14 protein-coding genes and 1 pseudogene are annotated in these 16,404 nt (G+C 61.4%); 13 read left to right on the top strand and 2 right to left on the bottom strand.

What is annotated here, in order from left to right:
• Positions 1-187 precede the first annotated feature (187 nt).
• The 7 genes from radC (at position 188) to ACFOW7_RS15270 (ending at position 6,175) form a co-directional block, all read left to right on the top strand.
• Complete coding sequence (gene radC, locus ACFOW7_RS15300; RefSeq protein WP_378165823.1) at positions 188-682, top strand: RadC family protein; 495 nt, start codon at positions 188-190, stop codon at positions 680-682.
• Between the two features lie 138 nt (positions 683-820).
• Positions 821-1,321 carry a JAB domain-containing protein gene (locus ACFOW7_RS15295; protein ID WP_378165821.1) on the top strand — a complete coding sequence of 167 codons (501 nt, stop codon included), beginning with the start codon at positions 821-823 and terminating at the stop codon, positions 1,319-1,321.
• Between the two features lie 192 nt (positions 1,322-1,513).
• Positions 1,514-1,957 carry a TIGR03757 family integrating conjugative element protein gene (locus ACFOW7_RS15290; protein WP_378165819.1) on the top strand — a complete coding sequence of 148 codons (444 nt, stop codon included), beginning with the start codon at positions 1,514-1,516 and terminating at the stop codon, positions 1,955-1,957.
• Positions 1,954-2,916, top strand: coding sequence for a TIGR03756 family integrating conjugative element protein (locus ACFOW7_RS15285; RefSeq protein ID WP_378165816.1), 963 nt, complete (start codon positions 1,954-1,956; stop codon positions 2,914-2,916). The genes ACFOW7_RS15290 and ACFOW7_RS15285 overlap by 4 nt, the downstream gene beginning before the upstream one ends.
• Positions 2,913-4,295 (top strand): integrating conjugative element protein, encoded by a 1,383-nt coding sequence (locus tag ACFOW7_RS15280; RefSeq protein WP_378165814.1) that lies wholly within the window; start codon positions 2,913-2,915, stop codon positions 4,293-4,295. The genes ACFOW7_RS15285 and ACFOW7_RS15280 overlap by 4 nt, the downstream gene beginning before the upstream one ends.
• Entirely contained in the window at positions 4,292-4,645 is a 354-nt protein-coding gene (locus ACFOW7_RS15275; RefSeq protein ID WP_378165812.1) for a hypothetical protein, read from the top strand. Before ACFOW7_RS15280 ends, ACFOW7_RS15275 begins: the two co-directional genes overlap by 4 nt.
• A gap of 15 nt (positions 4,646-4,660) precedes the next feature.
• The gene (locus ACFOW7_RS15270; RefSeq protein WP_378165810.1) at positions 4,661-6,175 is read left to right on the top strand and encodes a conjugal transfer protein TraG N-terminal domain-containing protein; all 1,515 of its coding nucleotides are present in this window, start codon (positions 4,661-4,663) and stop codon (positions 6,173-6,175) included.
• 6 nt (positions 6,176-6,181) lie between these two features.
• Here the strand turns inward: ACFOW7_RS15270 and ACFOW7_RS15265 are convergent, their stop codons facing one another.
• Complete coding sequence (locus ACFOW7_RS15265; protein WP_378165808.1) at positions 6,182-6,547, bottom strand: DUF3742 family protein; 366 nt, start codon at positions 6,545-6,547, stop codon at positions 6,182-6,184.
• A gap of 317 nt (positions 6,548-6,864) precedes the next feature.
• Here ACFOW7_RS15265 and mobH point away from each other — a divergent pair, with 317 nt between their 5' ends.
• A complete protein-coding gene (mobH, locus tag ACFOW7_RS15260) occupies positions 6,865-8,583 on the top strand; it encodes a MobH family relaxase (RefSeq protein WP_449252235.1) in 1,719 nt (572 codons plus the stop codon).
• Positions 8,584-8,911: 328 nt separating this feature from the next.
• Here the strand turns inward: mobH and ACFOW7_RS15255 are convergent, their stop codons facing one another.
• Positions 8,912-10,180 (bottom strand): tyrosine-type recombinase/integrase, encoded by a 1,269-nt coding sequence (locus ACFOW7_RS15255; RefSeq protein ID WP_378165806.1) that lies wholly within the window; start codon positions 10,178-10,180, stop codon positions 8,912-8,914.
• A gap of 514 nt (positions 10,181-10,694) precedes the next feature.
• On the opposite strand from ACFOW7_RS15255, the gene ACFOW7_RS15250 reads away from it, so the two are divergent.
• From ACFOW7_RS15250 to ACFOW7_RS15230, 5 genes and pseudogenes are all read left to right on the top strand, one after another.
• Positions 10,695-10,925, top strand: coding sequence for a hypothetical protein (locus ACFOW7_RS15250; RefSeq protein ID WP_378165804.1), 231 nt, complete (start codon positions 10,695-10,697; stop codon positions 10,923-10,925).
• 31 nt (positions 10,926-10,956) lie between these two features.
• Positions 10,957-11,574: pseudogene (locus tag ACFOW7_RS15245) on the top strand (integrase core domain-containing protein).
• A 922-nt stretch (positions 11,575-12,496) separates the two neighbouring features.
• Positions 12,497-13,213 (top strand): LysR family transcriptional regulator, encoded by a 717-nt coding sequence (locus ACFOW7_RS15240; protein ID WP_378165802.1) that lies wholly within the window; start codon positions 12,497-12,499, stop codon positions 13,211-13,213.
• Between the two features lie 364 nt (positions 13,214-13,577).
• Positions 13,578-15,701 (top strand): protein kinase domain-containing protein, encoded by a 2,124-nt coding sequence (locus ACFOW7_RS15235; protein ID WP_378165800.1) that lies wholly within the window; start codon positions 13,578-13,580, stop codon positions 15,699-15,701.
• Positions 15,698-16,264 carry a hypothetical protein gene (locus ACFOW7_RS15230; RefSeq protein ID WP_378165798.1) on the top strand — a complete coding sequence of 189 codons (567 nt, stop codon included), beginning with the start codon at positions 15,698-15,700 and terminating at the stop codon, positions 16,262-16,264. Before ACFOW7_RS15235 ends, ACFOW7_RS15230 begins: the two co-directional genes overlap by 4 nt.
• Positions 16,265-16,404: the final 140 nt, after the last annotated feature.

The following is a 16,404-nucleotide window of genomic DNA, read 5'->3' as shown; positions in this document are numbered from 1 at the left end:
CTTCAAGGCTACGACGCGGCGAGCCGCGTCGATCGCACCCGTTCGCACCGCATCCCCACGCGAACAGTCACCGTGATCGGTGACGGATGCCGAAACGTTTCCCGCAGTCCCCACCCGCTCTACGTCATCCCCATGGAGGGTTCGCCCTCCTGGGGCATACCCTCCAATCACTGCAATGGAGGTTCGCATGTCCTGCCTTGTCGCCGACGCTCCCCGTGCGCCACTTGATCTGCTTGCCGCGCAACATGAAGACTGGATTGTCCAGCAGGCGATCACCTTACTGGAACAGCGCCTGTTCAAGGACAGGTCGCCCCTCGATGGACCCGCTGCAGCCTGTGAATATCTGCGGCTGAAACTGGTCAGCGCCCCCAACGAAATCTTCGCAGCCGTATTTCTGGACAGTCGCCACCAAGTGCTAGCATTCGAGCAGTTGTTCAGCGGTACCGTCGACGGGGCCGACGTGTATCCGCGCGTGGTACTCCAGCGTGCCCTGGTCCACAACGCCACATCGCTGATACTGGCCCATCAACATCCCTCGGGCTGCACGACGCCATCCGATGCCGACCGCCGGATCACGCTGCGGCTTCGAGATGCGTTGGCGATGATCGACGTGCGGATCCTTGACCACTTCATCATCGGTAAGGGAAAACCTTACTCGTTCGCTGAATCCGGTTTGCTGTAGCAGTACTTCGCCGTGCCCGCTCGGGCACGGCCATTTCTTGTCTTCGCGCCACCGGCAGCACGTCGTTTCCACTAAACCCACAGAAGGGCGTTCGGCCCTTCCGGGTGCGTACGCCCTCCAATCGCCATGGAGGTCGATATGTCCACGTCCACGACTCGTCGCAGCACGCCACTGACCACAGTACAGAAGGAGGACCGACTTATCCGGCGAGCGATCGCGCTGCTGGAAGCCCGGATCTTCAAGCACGAAGCCCCCGTCCTCACCTTGCCCACGGCAATGAACTACTTTCAGCTGCGGCTCGTCCCGCAGCCCAATGAAGTGTTCGCCGCGATCTTTCTCAACAGCCATCTTCAGGCGCTGGCGTATGAAGCGCTGTCGACGGGCTCCATCACGGAAACCCACGTGAACTTCCGGGTGGTTGCGCAACGCGTGCTTGCCCACAACGCGGCCGCCGTGATCTTTGCGCATCAGCATGTCTCCGGCTCGACCACCCCCTCGCCAGCGGATCGCAAGTTGACGGAGGAACTTCGGGACTTTCTGCTCAAGATCGATGTGAGGCTGCTGGACCATCTGGTGATTGGGCAGGGTGGCGCCTATTCCTTCGCCGAGGCGGGGCAGCTTCAGTATTCAGACAGCTAGATGGGTGCCTGTGCGGGATACGACCCGCACAGGCAGCGGCCGCCCAACCTGCCGTCACAAGGACTGAGCGACCCTCGGCCGGCTCACGATGCCGGGCAGGAAAAGTGGACCCCACATAGATCGCATTCTTCCTCGTTGGTCAGTGGCGAGAGCGCGTCGAATGGAGCCTTGATTGCGTCAGGGAGGCTCGGCGTGCTACCCCTTTTCCACCATGCTGTCAGGCCTCGTCGGCTGCCACTTGTAACGCTGGCACTGCTGTCCTTTCTCGGTCCGGCATCCCATGCGGCCGCGACCGACGTGCTGGTCGTGACGGATGCCCATCACCCCGTTCGTGCGGCGCGCGACACACGCATCATCGAGTTGGACTTGCCAGCGCGTATCGAGGCCGAACTCGCACGCGACCTTCCCCCCGATCCTGCCCGCGCAACAGAGATCGCGCAGCAACGGATTCGCGAGGGCGGCGCGGCGCTGCAACGTCGCATCTCGAACGCGTATCAGGGCGTAGCGGATGCACGATCGCTAGGCATCGCGACGATTCCCGCCGTCATCGTCGATCGCCGCTATGTGATCTACGGCGAGACCGATGTGGCACGAGCGGTTGCGCGGATCGCCGCCTATCGGAAGACCCAGCCATGAGCCACAGGATCACGGGGTCTGCCTCGCGGTGGCGGCGAATCACCGCAGCCCTGCTGCTGAGCAGCGGTACGGCATCCGCGCTGAACACGGGCACGATCACGTCCGCCGCACTATCGCCGGACTGCCTGGACTACCGTGTCGTCGGCATCTGCTACTGGCTGTTCTGTACACAGTTCGGCTGTTCAGTGCGCACCTCCGCCAAGATCCGGCACTACGTGCCCGACGCCGTGGTGTCGAGCTACGCGAACGTCGGCGAGAACCCCTGGCTCGAAGTGCGGACGATGAGCGTGCCCGTTCCGGGTGCACTGGGCGGCGGCGACGGCACGACGAACCACGACAACGAAAACAACCTCGCGAAGTTCAAGAACGCAGATGTGATCGGCCATCCGGCTGGCATCATCTTCAACCGCTTTGTCAGTTCCTTCGGCTACACCTGCGCAGGGGCGGGCACACCCTACCAGCCATACCTGCTGAGCACCCTCGATACGCTGGCGTGGCGCTACAACGTTCCCGAATCCGTCTACCCAGAATCATTGCTGCCGGGCCGACGCGAGATCGGCGCGCGCCTGACGCTCAACCTATGGGGCAACGTGTATCCGCGCGGCGGCTTCCTGCATCAGACCGATGACTACAAGTCTGCTGCCGTGGTCGCACAGCGCGCCGGCGACATCGTGACGCGCCGTGGCCAGATCCACGTGTACCGGCCGCTCGTTGGCAACGCCCGCGCAGGCTATTGGCCTGCGGACGAGCTCGTCGAAGGGGATGCGGCGACAGGCAAGTGGCAGGAGCTGACGCCGACGCTGTCCTCCAGCTGCGCGGTGTTTCCCCACGGCGGCACCCGCATCCAGGCCCAGCGTGGCGATTACGCCTGGGCACTGTGGCGGCCCTACAGCTGCTGCCGCCGCCGCGGCCAGATCTTTCTCGGCAGCGTCGACTTCTACCAAGGAACCTCACCATGAGCGCATTCGATCGCAGGCGTTTTGGCGCCGAGCTTCTGCTGCTTCTCGTTCTGCCGATCCATTGCGCATCGGCGCAGACGCGACTCGACCGCGACGGATTCAGCGCCAGTGGCGCCGTCATCGGTGACGACGTGCTCTACAGCATCGGTGGTGGTCGGGCCGTGTCGATGACCCCAGCGGGCGACATGCAGAGCATCGGCGTCGGTGTTGGCTGGAACAGCAATCTGATCTGTGGGGACATGTCGATTTCCACGACCGTCAAGAATCAGCTCAACGGAATCAGCAAGGGCTTCCAGCAGATCATGAGCGGTGTGATTCAGAGCGCGACCGCAGCCGTCGCGTCGTTGCCGGCGCTGATCATCCAGCGTGCGGACCCTGGCCTGTACAACCTGCTGACGAATGGCGTGCTCCAGGCACGGCTCGATTTCGATCGCAGCAAGTTGACCTGCCGCGCGATGGCCACCCGCATGGCAGATATGGCGGGAGGGCAGGCCAGCTGGGACCAGATCGCCGAGGGCATGGCGCTGCGTGACACCGTTGACCGTACGGATGCCGTCACCGCGATCGAGAAGGCCGAGGCGAACAAGGGGAAGAATGGCGTGCCCTGGGTCGGCGGCAGCAATGCTGGGGGCGCGAATCAGCCCCCGATCAAGGTCGTGCAGGACATCACGCGTGCGGGCTACAACCTGCTCAACGGACGCAGCGCCACCGACGCCTCGTCGATTTCGCGCGGAAGCTGTGGCAGCCGTCTTACCTGTCAGACCTGGTCGTCGCCGCAAGCCGCCGCAACATGGGCCACCCGCGTGCTCGGCGAGCGCGAACAGCGGACCTGCGAGGACTGCACGAAAACGCAGACCACCCCCGGCGTTGGCCTCACGCCCCTGATCCAGGACGAGTACGAGAAACGGCTGCAAGGGCTCCAGGAACTCGTCCGCGGCGCGCGCCCGATGACGGTCGCCAATCTCGACGCCGTCGGCACCAGCTCGCTCCCCATTACCCGCGGGGTGATTGAAGCGCTTCGCGACGAGCCGGACCAGGAGGTGCTGGGAAAGCGTCTGGCGTCCGAAGTGGCCTTGGCAAGCACGCTGGAGAAGGCCCTGCTGCTGCAGCGCGTGCTGCTGGCCGGCAGGAAGGAGCCGAATGTGGCGGCCAACCAGGTGGCCGTCGACGCGATCGATCAAGAGAGTGAACTGCTCACCCGCGAGATCGACAGTCTCCAGAGCGAACTGGAGCTGCGTCGTACGCTGGCGAGCAGCGCGGCGCTGACCATCATCCAGCGGCACAGCACGCGCGCGACGGGTTCGAACCGCATCTTTGAGGGAACGCCCACCCGTGATCGGATGAAGGAGATCCAGCAGCCACGGAATCGCACGCCATGAGCTCTCTCGGGCAGGTGAGGTCGCGTTGGCTGTTCAACCGTACCGTCGGCGTCGTGTTGCTGTGGATTGTGGGCATCGTTGGCGTCGCCGTGCTCGTGAATGTCATCGGTGTCCATGTCGTCGGTGGTATCGGAGCCTGGGCTGACTGGCTGCGACACCACGCCTTGCACTTCTTCACCTGGCGGCTCTGCCTCTATGCACTGGTCGCCTATGGCTGGTGGTGGATGGGACGACGGCTGCGCCAGCGCGAATCCGCCCCGGATGCACATCAACGCCTGCTGCGCGTGGAGATTGCCGTGCTGACGACGGTCGTGCTGCTCGAGAGCAGCCAGCTGCTGCTGCAACGCTGAGGGAGGAGCCGGGCCATGACGCTCTACACCACGGACTACCTGGAGTACTACCTGACCCTCGTGGGCTGGATCGTCAGCAACGGGATCTGGAACATCCTCGTCGCGAGCGGCGCATTTGCCCTGCCGTTCGTGGCCATCATCGTGCAGGAGTGGCTCAGGGCACGAACGGAAGGCGCCGACGAGGGCAACAAGGGCGTGCTGTCGTCGTTGCGCATCGAGAATCGGGTATGGGTGGCGATCGTCGTCATCCTGTTCGCGGGCATGCCCTTCGTTCCCGTGAATCTCGCCACCATCAAGTTCGACACCAGCCGTTCTGCGCAATGCCAGGTCAACGTGCCGCAGCCGGGCAACACAGGCTGGGCCAATGCCTACACCTCGCTCAACAATCAGAACGCGCTGGTGCCGGTGTGGTGGTTCTTCATGCATGCGTTGTCGCGGGCCGTGACCAGCGCGGCGGTTGCCGCGATTCCGTGCGGGAATGATCTCCGACAAATCCGGATCGACGTGGATGCAGAGCGCATCGACGATCCGCTCCTCGCGCAGGAAGTCGCTGACTTCGTTCACGACTGCTATGGACCGGCTCGCGCCAAGCTGTTCATGAGCCGGCCATCGCTCGATGAGGAACAGATGCACGATGTGTCGTGGGCCGGCTCGCGCTTCTTCATCGGGACACCGGGCTACTACGACCAGTATCGCTCCCGCTCACCGCGCACCGGATGGCCCTATGACGCCAACCGCGATGCGGGTCTGGCCCAGGTGGAGAGTGGCGGCGGCTACCCGACGTGCCGGCAGTGGTGGACCGATGCGCGCGCCGGCTTGCGTAGCCGGTTGCTGGCACAGATCGATCCGGACCTGCTGACGCGCATTGGCCGCTGGGCCGCGCTGTCACGCGAGGACATCGACAATGGCGTCATCCGTGCAGCCATTGCGCCGCGACAGCAGAAGATGAACCAAGGAGCCGTGTACACCGACTACGGTGGGCAGATCGAGAAGACCTTGCCGAACGTCGTGACGCGCGGTGCAGGGGATGTGGGCATGGCCCTCGGCTCGCTCGGATTCTTCCCCGCGATGGACGTGGTGCGTCAGGCACTGCCCATGGTGCTATCGCTGCTCAAGATGGCGATGGTGGTCTGCATCCCGCTCGTGCTCCTGATCGGCACCTATGAACTGAAAGCCGTGGTCACCGTGAGCTGTGTCCAGTTTGCGCTGTTCTTCGTGGACTTCTGGTTCCAGCTTGCCCGATGGATCGACTCGACCATCCTCGATGCGCTGTACGGCTGGGGTTTCGGTTGGGATCGGCCGCACAGTAATTTCGACCCGCTGTTGGGTCTCAACAACGCTTTTGGCGACATGGCGCTGAACTTCGTCATGGCGACGATGTTCATTGTGTTGCCCACGTTCTGGGTAGCTGCACTTGGATGGATTGGAGTTCGCGCTGGAGGTGCTATTCAGGGACTTTCGACAGGCACGAAGGACGTGCAAGCTGCGGGCGCAAAAGGGAGTGGAGCGCTCATCCAAGCTGCCAAGTAGATGCACTCAGCCGTTCTCGTCATCAGGATCGTGAGCATCGATTCGGTATCCGTTAGATCCGTAGAGCCCATAGCCAGCAGGGCCGTTTCGCCATTCGGTCTTTCCAACGTCGCTGAAGTTCGTATGTCTTCCTGCGTACGCTGCGGCAACTACGAACACGCCGAGCACTGCGAACCAGAACGCCACGTAAAGCAGCGCACTGATTACGATGAGCTTGGCGGCTGTCGAAAGAACTTGTGCGGCATAGGATGCCATCCCTCGCGCGACAAGCCACGTTTGCACCTTTTGATCTAGCCGATTAAGCGCACGCGCGATACGGCCTACCACCCGACCAACACGCTCGGCGCTACTGATTTGCGCAGTTGCTTTCATGGCCGGCTCCTTTCGAGCGCATCGCGATCACCACGATTGAATACCGCGACGCGATCATCGGCAAGCCCTCCTGTCGGCGACCCGATGCGGTTCCTCTGCGCTGAGCCGGCAGCTTTGGCCTGCGGTCTCAAAAGGTCGAATGGTTTAAGGGCTTCGGAAAGGGGAGCAACGGAATGGCGACAAGGGGAAAGGCCCTACCCGAAAAGGCAAAAGGTCCCGCGAGCCCTACGGCCTGGTTCGCTAGGCTCCTCCCGTTCCGCAGTGAAAAGGCTGCCACGGCCATTGCACCGGCACCGCCTTCGTCGTCGCCGGCTGGATTGATCGAACCCGAGTCCGCTGCCGTGCTGCTCTCGACGGCGCGTCGGCGAAAACTGCTGGAACAAATCTGGCAACGTACTTCGCTCTCGCGCGCACAGTTCGATCTGCTGTATCAGGCACCGCTCAATCGATACGCCGGGTTGGTCCAGCAGTTCCCGGCCTCTGAGGCGCACCATCACTCGCACACCGGCGGCATGCTCGATCACGGGCTGGAAGTCGTTGCGTATGCGCTGAAACTCCGCCAGTCCCATCTGTTGCCGGTCGGAGCAACACCAGAAGCGCAGGCATCCCAGGCCGAAGCGTGGACGGCAGCCGTCGCCTACGCCGCGCTGCTGCACGACGTCGGCAAGATCGCTGTCGACATGCACGTTGAGTACGCAGATGGCTCATGCTGGCACCCATGGCACGGTCCGCTGCTTCGGCCGTACCGCTTTCGGTACCGCGAGGATCGCGAGTACCGCCTCCATGGGGCCGCCACGGGTTTGCTCTATGCCGTCGTGCTCGGCCGCGACATCATGGATTGGCTGGCCGGGTATCCCGAGCTATGGGCGGCGCTGCTCTATGTCCTTGCTGGTCAACCCGAGCGTGCGGGCGTGTTGGGCGAGCTGGTTACCAAGGCGGATCAGGCGTCCGTGGCGCAAGCACTCGGCGGCGATCCGGCAAAGGCACTGACGGCACCGCGGAACGCGCTGCAGCGCAAGCTGCTCGATGGCCTACGCCACCTTGTACGGTCGGGCGAGTTGAAGCTGAATCAGCCGCAGGCATCCGACGGCTGGCTCACCGATGAGGCGTTGTGGCTTGTCTCGAAAACCGTCGCGGACAAGTTGCGGGCCTATCTGCTGTCTCAGGGCGTTGATGGCATCCCGGCCAACAACACCGCGGTGTTCGATGTGCTGCAGGAACACGGCATCGCAATAGCAACCCACGACGGCAAGGCGATCTGGAAGGCTACAGTAACCAGCACGACCGGCTGGTCGCACAGCTTCACCTTCCTGCGGATCGTGCCCGAACTGATATGGGACGGAGACCGCCCGACGATGTTCGACGGGACCGTTTGCGTGGACGGTCCGGACGACCGGGCACCTGCTCCTGCCGGCACGAGCGTGCCAAGTGACGATGCCGTACCGCTCATCGCTCTGCCAACTTCAGCCGTTCCATCTGCGCCGCAGAGGGCGGCTGCGCGCCACGACAATGTCGATGCACTGCTTGAGCTTTTCGGGAACGCAGAGCCCGTATCGCAGGTGACGCCGGACTCGTCGGCCCCTGTGGCCGTCCCCCAAGCGAGTCAGATCACCGCAACCCAAATCGCGGAAGCAAGTTCTACCGACGAGACTCTACCTGGTAACCACTTCATTCACTGGCTGAAGCGGCATATTCAGTCCCGTACGCTCATCATCAACGACGCGAAAGCGTTGGTGCACACCGTAGCCGATACCGCTTTCCTAGCATCGCCCGGCCTCTTTCAGCGCTATGCCCAGGAGCATCCTCATGTCGCTATCGTGGCAGCACGAAACGGTGTGCAAGCATGGCAATGGGTTCAGAAGCAGTGGGAACGACTGCATCTGCATCGCAAGCAAGCGAACGGGTTGAATATATGGCGGTGCGAAGTGAACGGTCCGCGCAAGTCACGCAGGCTCCATGGCTATCTACTTGTCGACCCCAGCCTGTTGTTCGACCAAACGCCCCCCAACAACCCCTATCTGCGCCTGTTGGATTAGCTCCGCTACAGGGCTTGGTTCATCGGCTTGCTGCGGCTGCAATGCGCGGTGACGCCTTGTGCCGCAAGAATCATTGAGCGTCTTCACACGCCGCGCCTCTTCGAGCGACACGCTTGGCCGGTTCACGAACGTATCGATCTGATAGGCGCCGATCATCAGATGCCAGCTCATCGGTGTTTTCAGCGGTTACATTACCACTTTTGTTGCTGCGAGCCTGACGACACGACCGTCACAACGCTGCGGATGCGCACGATCCGTGGATCAGCACTTATGGCTGCGGAGCTGATTCCTCAGGGACGACTACTTGCATCCAACCTTCTTAAGTCAGTTATTCACGCTCAACCACCCTCAGCAAAGCCAGTCGCCGTGCAGATAGCGGCCCAAAATCCTGAGTAATTTTCTCGGGCGTCGCCCCACGCTCTGATGCATCAAGAATGTCCGCCCAATCCTGCATTATTATCCGCCTTGAGCTAATAAATTTCGTATGGTCATACGGCGCACGTGATGTGTCCTTGCTCTTTTTCTGATGCGCCAGCTGCAGATCCACTCGATTATCCGGGTAGCCTAATAGGCTAAGAATTGTAGTAGCGGTCGACCGGAAGCCATGTGTAGAAAATTGCCCGCCGTATCCGAGTCGCTCAAGAACACGATTTAATGTGGTTGCACACATTGGCTCTTGGGGTCGGCGATAGTTAGGAAACAATAATTTTCCTGACCCGGTTATCTTCTGGAGCTCACGTAAGAGAGCAACTGCCTGTCTGGATAAGGGGACAAGGTGAGGCTTGCCCATTTTCATCATCTCACCAGGGAGCTCCCATAGTGCACCATCGAGATCAAACTGATCCCAAGTGGCCTTGCGGATTTCAATAGTACGAACAAACGTGAGCGCAACCAAACGTAATGCAATTTCAGTGGTTCGGTAACCTGACCATCCATTCAACTTAATAAGAAAAGGGGATAGTTCTACCCATTTTAACGGTGGGTTATGTCGTGTGGGGGGCTTTTTTACCAATCCCTTAAGCAGGGAAGAGGGGTCGTAATCACAAAGTCCATTAGTAGAGGCGTATCTGAATATTTGACCGGCCCACTGCCGAATGAGTACCGCAATAGTGGGAGCACCTCTCTCCGCCACCTTTTTAATGACGGGCCGCAGGTGGGAAACATTAATCAGCCGTATAGGGATATTGCCAATCGTTGGAAATACATCTTTTTCCAGATTTTTCCTAACTTGATCTGCATAACCATCCCCCCATGCGTTTGAAGCTATCCACTCTCGGGCTACTGCCTCAAACGTTTGCGAATTGCTTTCGACTTGAGCAGCTAGACGAGCCTGTCTCTCTTGGCGCGGGTGAATCCCCCGCTTGACAAGCTCGCGCACTCGATCTCGCTCTTTCCGAGCAGCCTCAAGCGTTACCTCAGGGTAGCGCCCAATCGCATAGATTTGGGGCGAATTGTCAATCCGGTAGCGATAACGCCAAAGCTTTCCACCACTGCGGGTGACAAAGAGGAAGAGGCTTGCTCCATCTCGCAGCCAGTAGTCCTTTTCTTGAGCCGTGGCAGTCTCAACCTTACGTGCGGTGAGGAGATTCGAGGCCATGTGTATATGCCGTTCCGTGTGGTCCCTATACACAGAAATATACACAATTGCAGTGGATTGCAGTGGAAGTCCATGGCTCTCCCTGGCAGACCTCCTTAGTTTTTTCAACGGCTTATGATGGATTGATGGCCTTCCCTGGCTTTCTGTAGACGTCAATCGTAGTTATCGATCATCAATACCATTGCGCAATCAATTCATTGATTTTAAAACGGATTTTCACCCATAAACAGCCAACGTTACACACCTCATTACACACGTATGCAGTGGATCTCGGTGGAACGACAGCCGGCGTACCATCCCGACGAACGGCAACAATGCTCAGAGCGTTCTACTATCGCGCCCACGCATGGCTCGCCCTCAGACCGCAATCCGTGAGTCTCACGTAGACGAGCACATGTATGCAAGATTTGCGCACAACCCGCGCACACTTGATGGGCCTACCGCAAAGCCAGCGGTCACTACCTACTCTCGGTGCTGTGCCATATGCTGCAACATCTCTACTGGATGCATCAGCATGACCGTCAACATAGACCACCTTTCCGCTGACGAGCTCCGTGAGCTGATCGAAGCAGCGGAGCACCTGCGCGACAAGCTGGTATATGAGAAGCGCGCGAGCGTACGGCAGAAGTGCATCGACTTGGCTATGGCCGAGGGTCTCTCGATCAGCGAACTCTTTCCTGAGGTGGGCGTGACCCGTCAGCCTACACTGACCTGCCCTGAAATTTTCGGACCAGAAGAAAGTTGAGAGAATGGCTTCCCCAGAAGAAAGGGAAGTCATGAAGAAGAGTCGGTTTAGTGAAGAGCAGCTGGTCACGATCCTGCGAGAGGCGGACAAGGAGTCGGTCGCAGAGGTAGCGAAAAAGCACGGGATCAGCGAGCAAACGATCTACAACTGGCGGCAACATTTCGGCGGCTTGGAAGCCACGGATGTGAAGCGGCTCAAGCAGTTGGAACAAGAGAATGCGCGGCTGAAGAAGATGCTGGCGGAACGCGACCTTGAGCTAGACGTGATGAAAGAGATCAACGCAAAAAAGTGATGAGCGCGCCCGCTCGACGTGAGCAGGTCACGTATGCGAAAGCGCGTGGTCTGTCAGAGAGGCGTGTCGCGAGCGCTCCTGAAGTGGGCGGTACAGAACGGCATGGTCATGGCGCTTAGCGATCCAGGCAAGCCTTGGCAGAACGGCACCGACGAGAGCTTTAACGGCAAGTTCCGCGATGAGTGCCTGAGCCTTGAATGGTTTCGGACACGGGCGGAGGCAAAGGTGGTCATTGAGCAATAGCGGCGCCACTATAATGCGGTGCGGCCACATTCCAGTCTTGCCTATCTCACGCCCGATCAGTTCAAACAGCTTTATTGTTCAACAGCCGTCACTGAGGCCATTCTCCAAGTTTGAAATGGACCGAAGAAATCAGGCAGGTCACGCCACTCACAACTACCGCTCGCCGATGCAGGTTTTTGCTGAAATACTGGCGGCTCAGTCAGCCATGCAGTCCGCGACTATCCATTAATCGCAGGATGTTGCACTTCAGATTTGAGACCGCCCCCGCTTTTCATATGCCAGGGACAGATACAAGGCGTTGACCTGTCTTTATAGGGAACGCGTGTCCGCCAAATTTCACCGCGATGCCATTTGGCATAGGAGGTGGCAAATAGGCTGGGCCGATTCCAAGTGCCGCTCACGCGTTCCGAACGAGCCGCCGGCATTTTTCTGCGCTGACCACTCGTTGATCGGATTGAGGGGAGGTTCTGACGATTTGCCCTCCATTGCATTGATGTCCGAAATCGGCGAGCCGCTTTCTCTGTCCGATGCTAGTTTCCGACCTCTCTTCCTGATGACGTCACCCTGCGTCATGTCCGCCAGCTCCCCCCACTCTCCAAAGCACTGACGCTGAGCCACGCCGCATTGGGCACTGTCATCGCAGTGCCCCACCGCACCCGGTGCCATCGCAATGTGAAAACTCACACGTCATCTATTCCAGGGGGGGCCGACCCAGACGACACCTGCCTCACCTGCCTGTTGCCCCTACGGCCATTCGGTTCTGAGCTGCTGTGGGGAGCGGCCATTGTTGACACGACCCTCGAAAGACTGGAGCCAAGGATGGAATCCGCGATTCGTACCCTCATGGTTGTCGTCTCACCCGCCTGCACCGTGCTGCCACCCCCACGTTTAGCGGTGGCGTCCCCCAATGCCGTGCTCGATGAGGCAGCGATGTTTCATCGGCGCCTCCGGCCGATCAGCGGGGCGAGCGGGCGACCAGTGACGCCGACTTGCCACCTGGGCGGTGCAGTCAAGGCCGGCTGGTGAGGTGCCCGCCATGGAACTGCGTCATCTTCGAAGTTTTGTCGCGGTCGCGGAGGAGCTGAACTTCACCCGGGCAGCGACCCGGCTCCATGTCGAGCAATCGCCGCTCTCGCGCACCATCAAGGAACTGGAATCGGACCTGGGCGCCGTGCTGTTCGAGCGGAACTCACGCGGCGTACGCCTCACCTGGGCCGGTGAGCGCTTTCTCGACGACACGCGCCGCCTCCTCGCGAAGCTGGAGCAGGCGCGCGCCAATGTGAAGCGTGCCGCGCTGGGCTTTCGCGGCGTGCTCCGAGTCGCACTGTCTGACTGCGTCCCGGCCGACCGGCTGGCCACGGTGCTCGCGAACTGTCGCATCGACGAACCCGACGTCGACATCCGCCTCTACGAAGTGCCGTACTCACAGCAGGTGAAAGGTCTGCTGTCGGATCTCTACGACGTGGGGTTTTCCCGCTCGCCCGGCAACGAGCCAGGACTGCAGTCCCAGCCCGTGTGGCACGACGAGCTGGTCGCCGCACTGCCCGCACGACATCCGCTGTTGGTCCATCGCCATATCCCGCTCACCGAAGCGCTGCGATACCCACTGATCGATCAACAGGGTACGCATGAAACAGCTCGGGTCGGCGCGGCAGGCGCGACGCGGCGTGTATCATACCGCAGGCGCCTGCCGGCAACCGGGCTTCCACTGGTCGTTCTGACTACCGATTGCGGCAAGATTTTGCTGGAATAGTGCTGATGGCGGTTGTTCCGAGTGGGCTGTCCTGCAGGGAGACTACTGCAATGTCTGCTGAACCTTTGCCTCCGCAACCGAAGCGCCTTCGATAATATATTATTTTTAATCGAACTCGACTTCCCATCTTGCAGACGTTTTGCACGTTTTTTTCCAAAAAGCGCCGGACGCCTACCCAGCCCCAAAAGAAACCCATATATTCCTGGCGTTCCGGAAGAACCTTCTGAAAGCACGGTGACGCTGGCCGTCGTCATTGCGCCGCCGACTGTCGGGCCATTTCTGCCGCCATCCCAACCACTAGGCTGCTGCGCTTACCCGAGCGCCCGCTTGCCCGGCCACAGCCTGCCCACGTTTCGAGGAAGCCATGACCATCGCCACGGTCGTCGAGCCAGGACAGCATATCCTCCACTATGTGATCGGCCGCCAGCTCGGTCAGGGCGGCCAGGGCGCAGTCTTCGAGGCATGGGATACCCGGCTGCGCCGCAAGGTGGCACTCAAATGGCTGACGCCCGATGGCAACGGCCGGCCCCTGCTGGAGGAAGCGCGCGCTTCGAGTGCCTTGCGCCATCCGGCCGTGGTGGCGGTACACGATGTGATCGAGCAAGACGGCATCGGTTTTATCGTGATGGACCTGGTCGACGGCCACACCCTGGCCGAACTGGCCACCCCGCCCACCCTGGCCCAGGCGCTGCGCTGGCTGCGCGAAGCGGCCGAGGCGCTGGCAGAGGCGCATGAGCAGGGAGTGGTACATGGCGACCTCAAGCCGGGCAATCTGATGATCGACCGGCGCGGGGCCTTGCGGATTCTCGACTTTGGCGTCTCGCGCCGGCTCGACCCGCTGGCCACCGGTGCCGCCGACCAGGATGCCTCGACCGGCACGCTGGCCTATATGGCGCCCGAACAACTGCTGGGCGCCCCGGCGTCACCGGCCAGTGATATTTACGCGCTCGGTCTGGTATTCAGCGAACTGCTGGCAGGAAAACGCCTGTTCGACGATGACGGTCTGACGCTGGCCTGGCGCAAGCTCCATAGCGAGATCGACCTGGGCACGCTGGCGCTACCGATCGGTCTCACCAGCTTGCTGCGCGACATGCTGCACCGCCAACCCGAGCAGCGGCCGCCTGGCATGGCGGCAATTGCAACCAGGCTCGATCAAGCCTTGCAGCTCGCTGCGCCGCCACCAGCGGCTCCGGTACTGCCTCCCCCACCGGCCACACGACACTGGCCCCGTCCAACCATCAAGCTGCAACGGCTGCTGCGCCTGCTGCTGCTGATGCCGCTGTTTGGCATGCTGGCGCTCGATTCGGGTCCGCTGCTGCCGACCCCGGCCAGCCTGCAACAGGCGGAGGCACAGTTGCGCCGCTACGACGACCCACAGTCGCACCGCCGCACCATCGCCCTGCTCGAAGCCACGCTCGGACGCGAGCCCGACAATGCCTGGGCCGCTGCGGCACTGGCCGTGGCCTATTGCCTGCGCTATGTCAGCGACGCCCGCGACCCGCTATGGCTGCAGCGCGCCGACGCCAGCGCCCAGCTTGCCCTGCGGCTCGAAGACCAGTTGGCGCTGGCCCATACCGCGCAGGGCTGGGTGCTCGAAGCCAAAGGTCGGCACAGCGATGCCGAACACGCCTACGACAAGGCGCTGGCGCTCGATCCGCAGGAATTCCACGGTCTCAACGGCTATTCCCGACTGCTGATGCGGCTCAACCGCTACGAACAGGCCCGGGGAGTGCTGGAGCGGGCGCTGCGGCGCTATCCGGACGAGCCGGCTTTTCTCAATGCGCTCGGGATGCTGCATTTCCAGCAAGGACGGCCGGCGCAAGCGGAGCCTCTGTTTCGGCAGGCCATCCGCATCCGGCCCGATACTGCGCTCGCCTATTCCAATCTCAGCGCCGCCTTGCTGCGGCAGAACCGGGGAGACGAGGGATTGGCGGTCTTGCAGGAAGGCATGCGTCATCGGCCGGACAGCCGGCTCTATACCAATCTGGGCGTGCTGCTCTATGAGCGCGGGCGCTATGTCGAAGCGGCGGACGCCTTTGAGCGCGCGCTGTCGGGCAATAAGGGCAGTCCGAACTACTATCAGCGCTGGGCCAATCTGGCAGATACCCTGATCCTGATCCCCGGTCGCGAAAAGGATGCGCTGGCCGCTTACCGCTACGCGCTCGACACCATGTCCCCACCGCCCGGCCCCACGGCCGAACCCAAGACCCTGAGCCAGGCCGGCCTGTACCTGGCCCGGCTTGGCGATTATCCCGGCGCGACCCGCTATACCGAGGCAGCACTCGCCAAAGCGCCGAACAACCCCGATGTGCTGTTCCGGGCCGGTCTGGCCTGGGAAATCAGCGGCCGCCGTGCCCAAGCGCTGACCGCGCTGCAAGCGGCACTCAAGGCCGGCTACTCACGCGAGGCCATCGCCAGCGAACCGGCACTCGCGGCACTGCGCCGCGATCTGCGCTACCACCAACTTTTGATGGAGAACCCTGCTTGAACCATTCGATGCGGCCTACCGAGCCAATCACCGATATTCAACTGAACCTGCATTTCGACCTTGCCCAGCGCAGCCAGAAGTTGTTCTGGCAGTTTCTGCACCAGGGGCAGGACTTGTACGCCACCACGGGCGAGGCTACCGGGCTGATCCTGTTCGAGCAGGCCTCACGTCTGCATATCTCGCTGCAAGGCTGCGATAGCCGTCATCGCGAGCAGCGGCAACTACTGAGCGACTATCGGGTGATCCAGGCTGCCATCGTCACCGTGCCCAAAGTCCTGCTGCCACCGCGCCGGGGCGAGATCGAGCACTATCCTCCCTCACCGTTCGATTCGGTCGAGACGGCCATTACCCCGGTGATGTTCGGCGAACCCGACGATCAGGGCATCGCCGTGGCGGCAGAGCTGCCGCCGCTGTGCAAGTTTGGCTACTGGGAAATGTCGATGTACCTGACCATCGAGATTCCGGCTGCCGGGGGCAAGCACAGGCCGCAATATCGCGTGTTCCGTTTCGATCCGGAGCTGGAGGTCAATAACGGGTCGCAGACGGACGACCCGCCGCGCTAGGACATTTCCGGAACACTCGGCGTCAGCGGGTCCGGACACCACTCAACCGGTGTTGCCCACGACGCCGACCCTCCCGCCGCCTCCACACGGCGCGAGCCATCGCCTCCTCGGCATCTCCGCAGCGAATTGCATAGGCTCTC

The organism is Chitinimonas lacunae (assembly GCF_042650885.1).
Classification (GTDB): domain Bacteria; phylum Pseudomonadota; class Gammaproteobacteria; order Burkholderiales; family Chitinimonadaceae; genus Chitinimonas_A; species Chitinimonas_A lacunae.
This window is presented reverse-complemented; position numbering and strand designations above follow the sequence as displayed.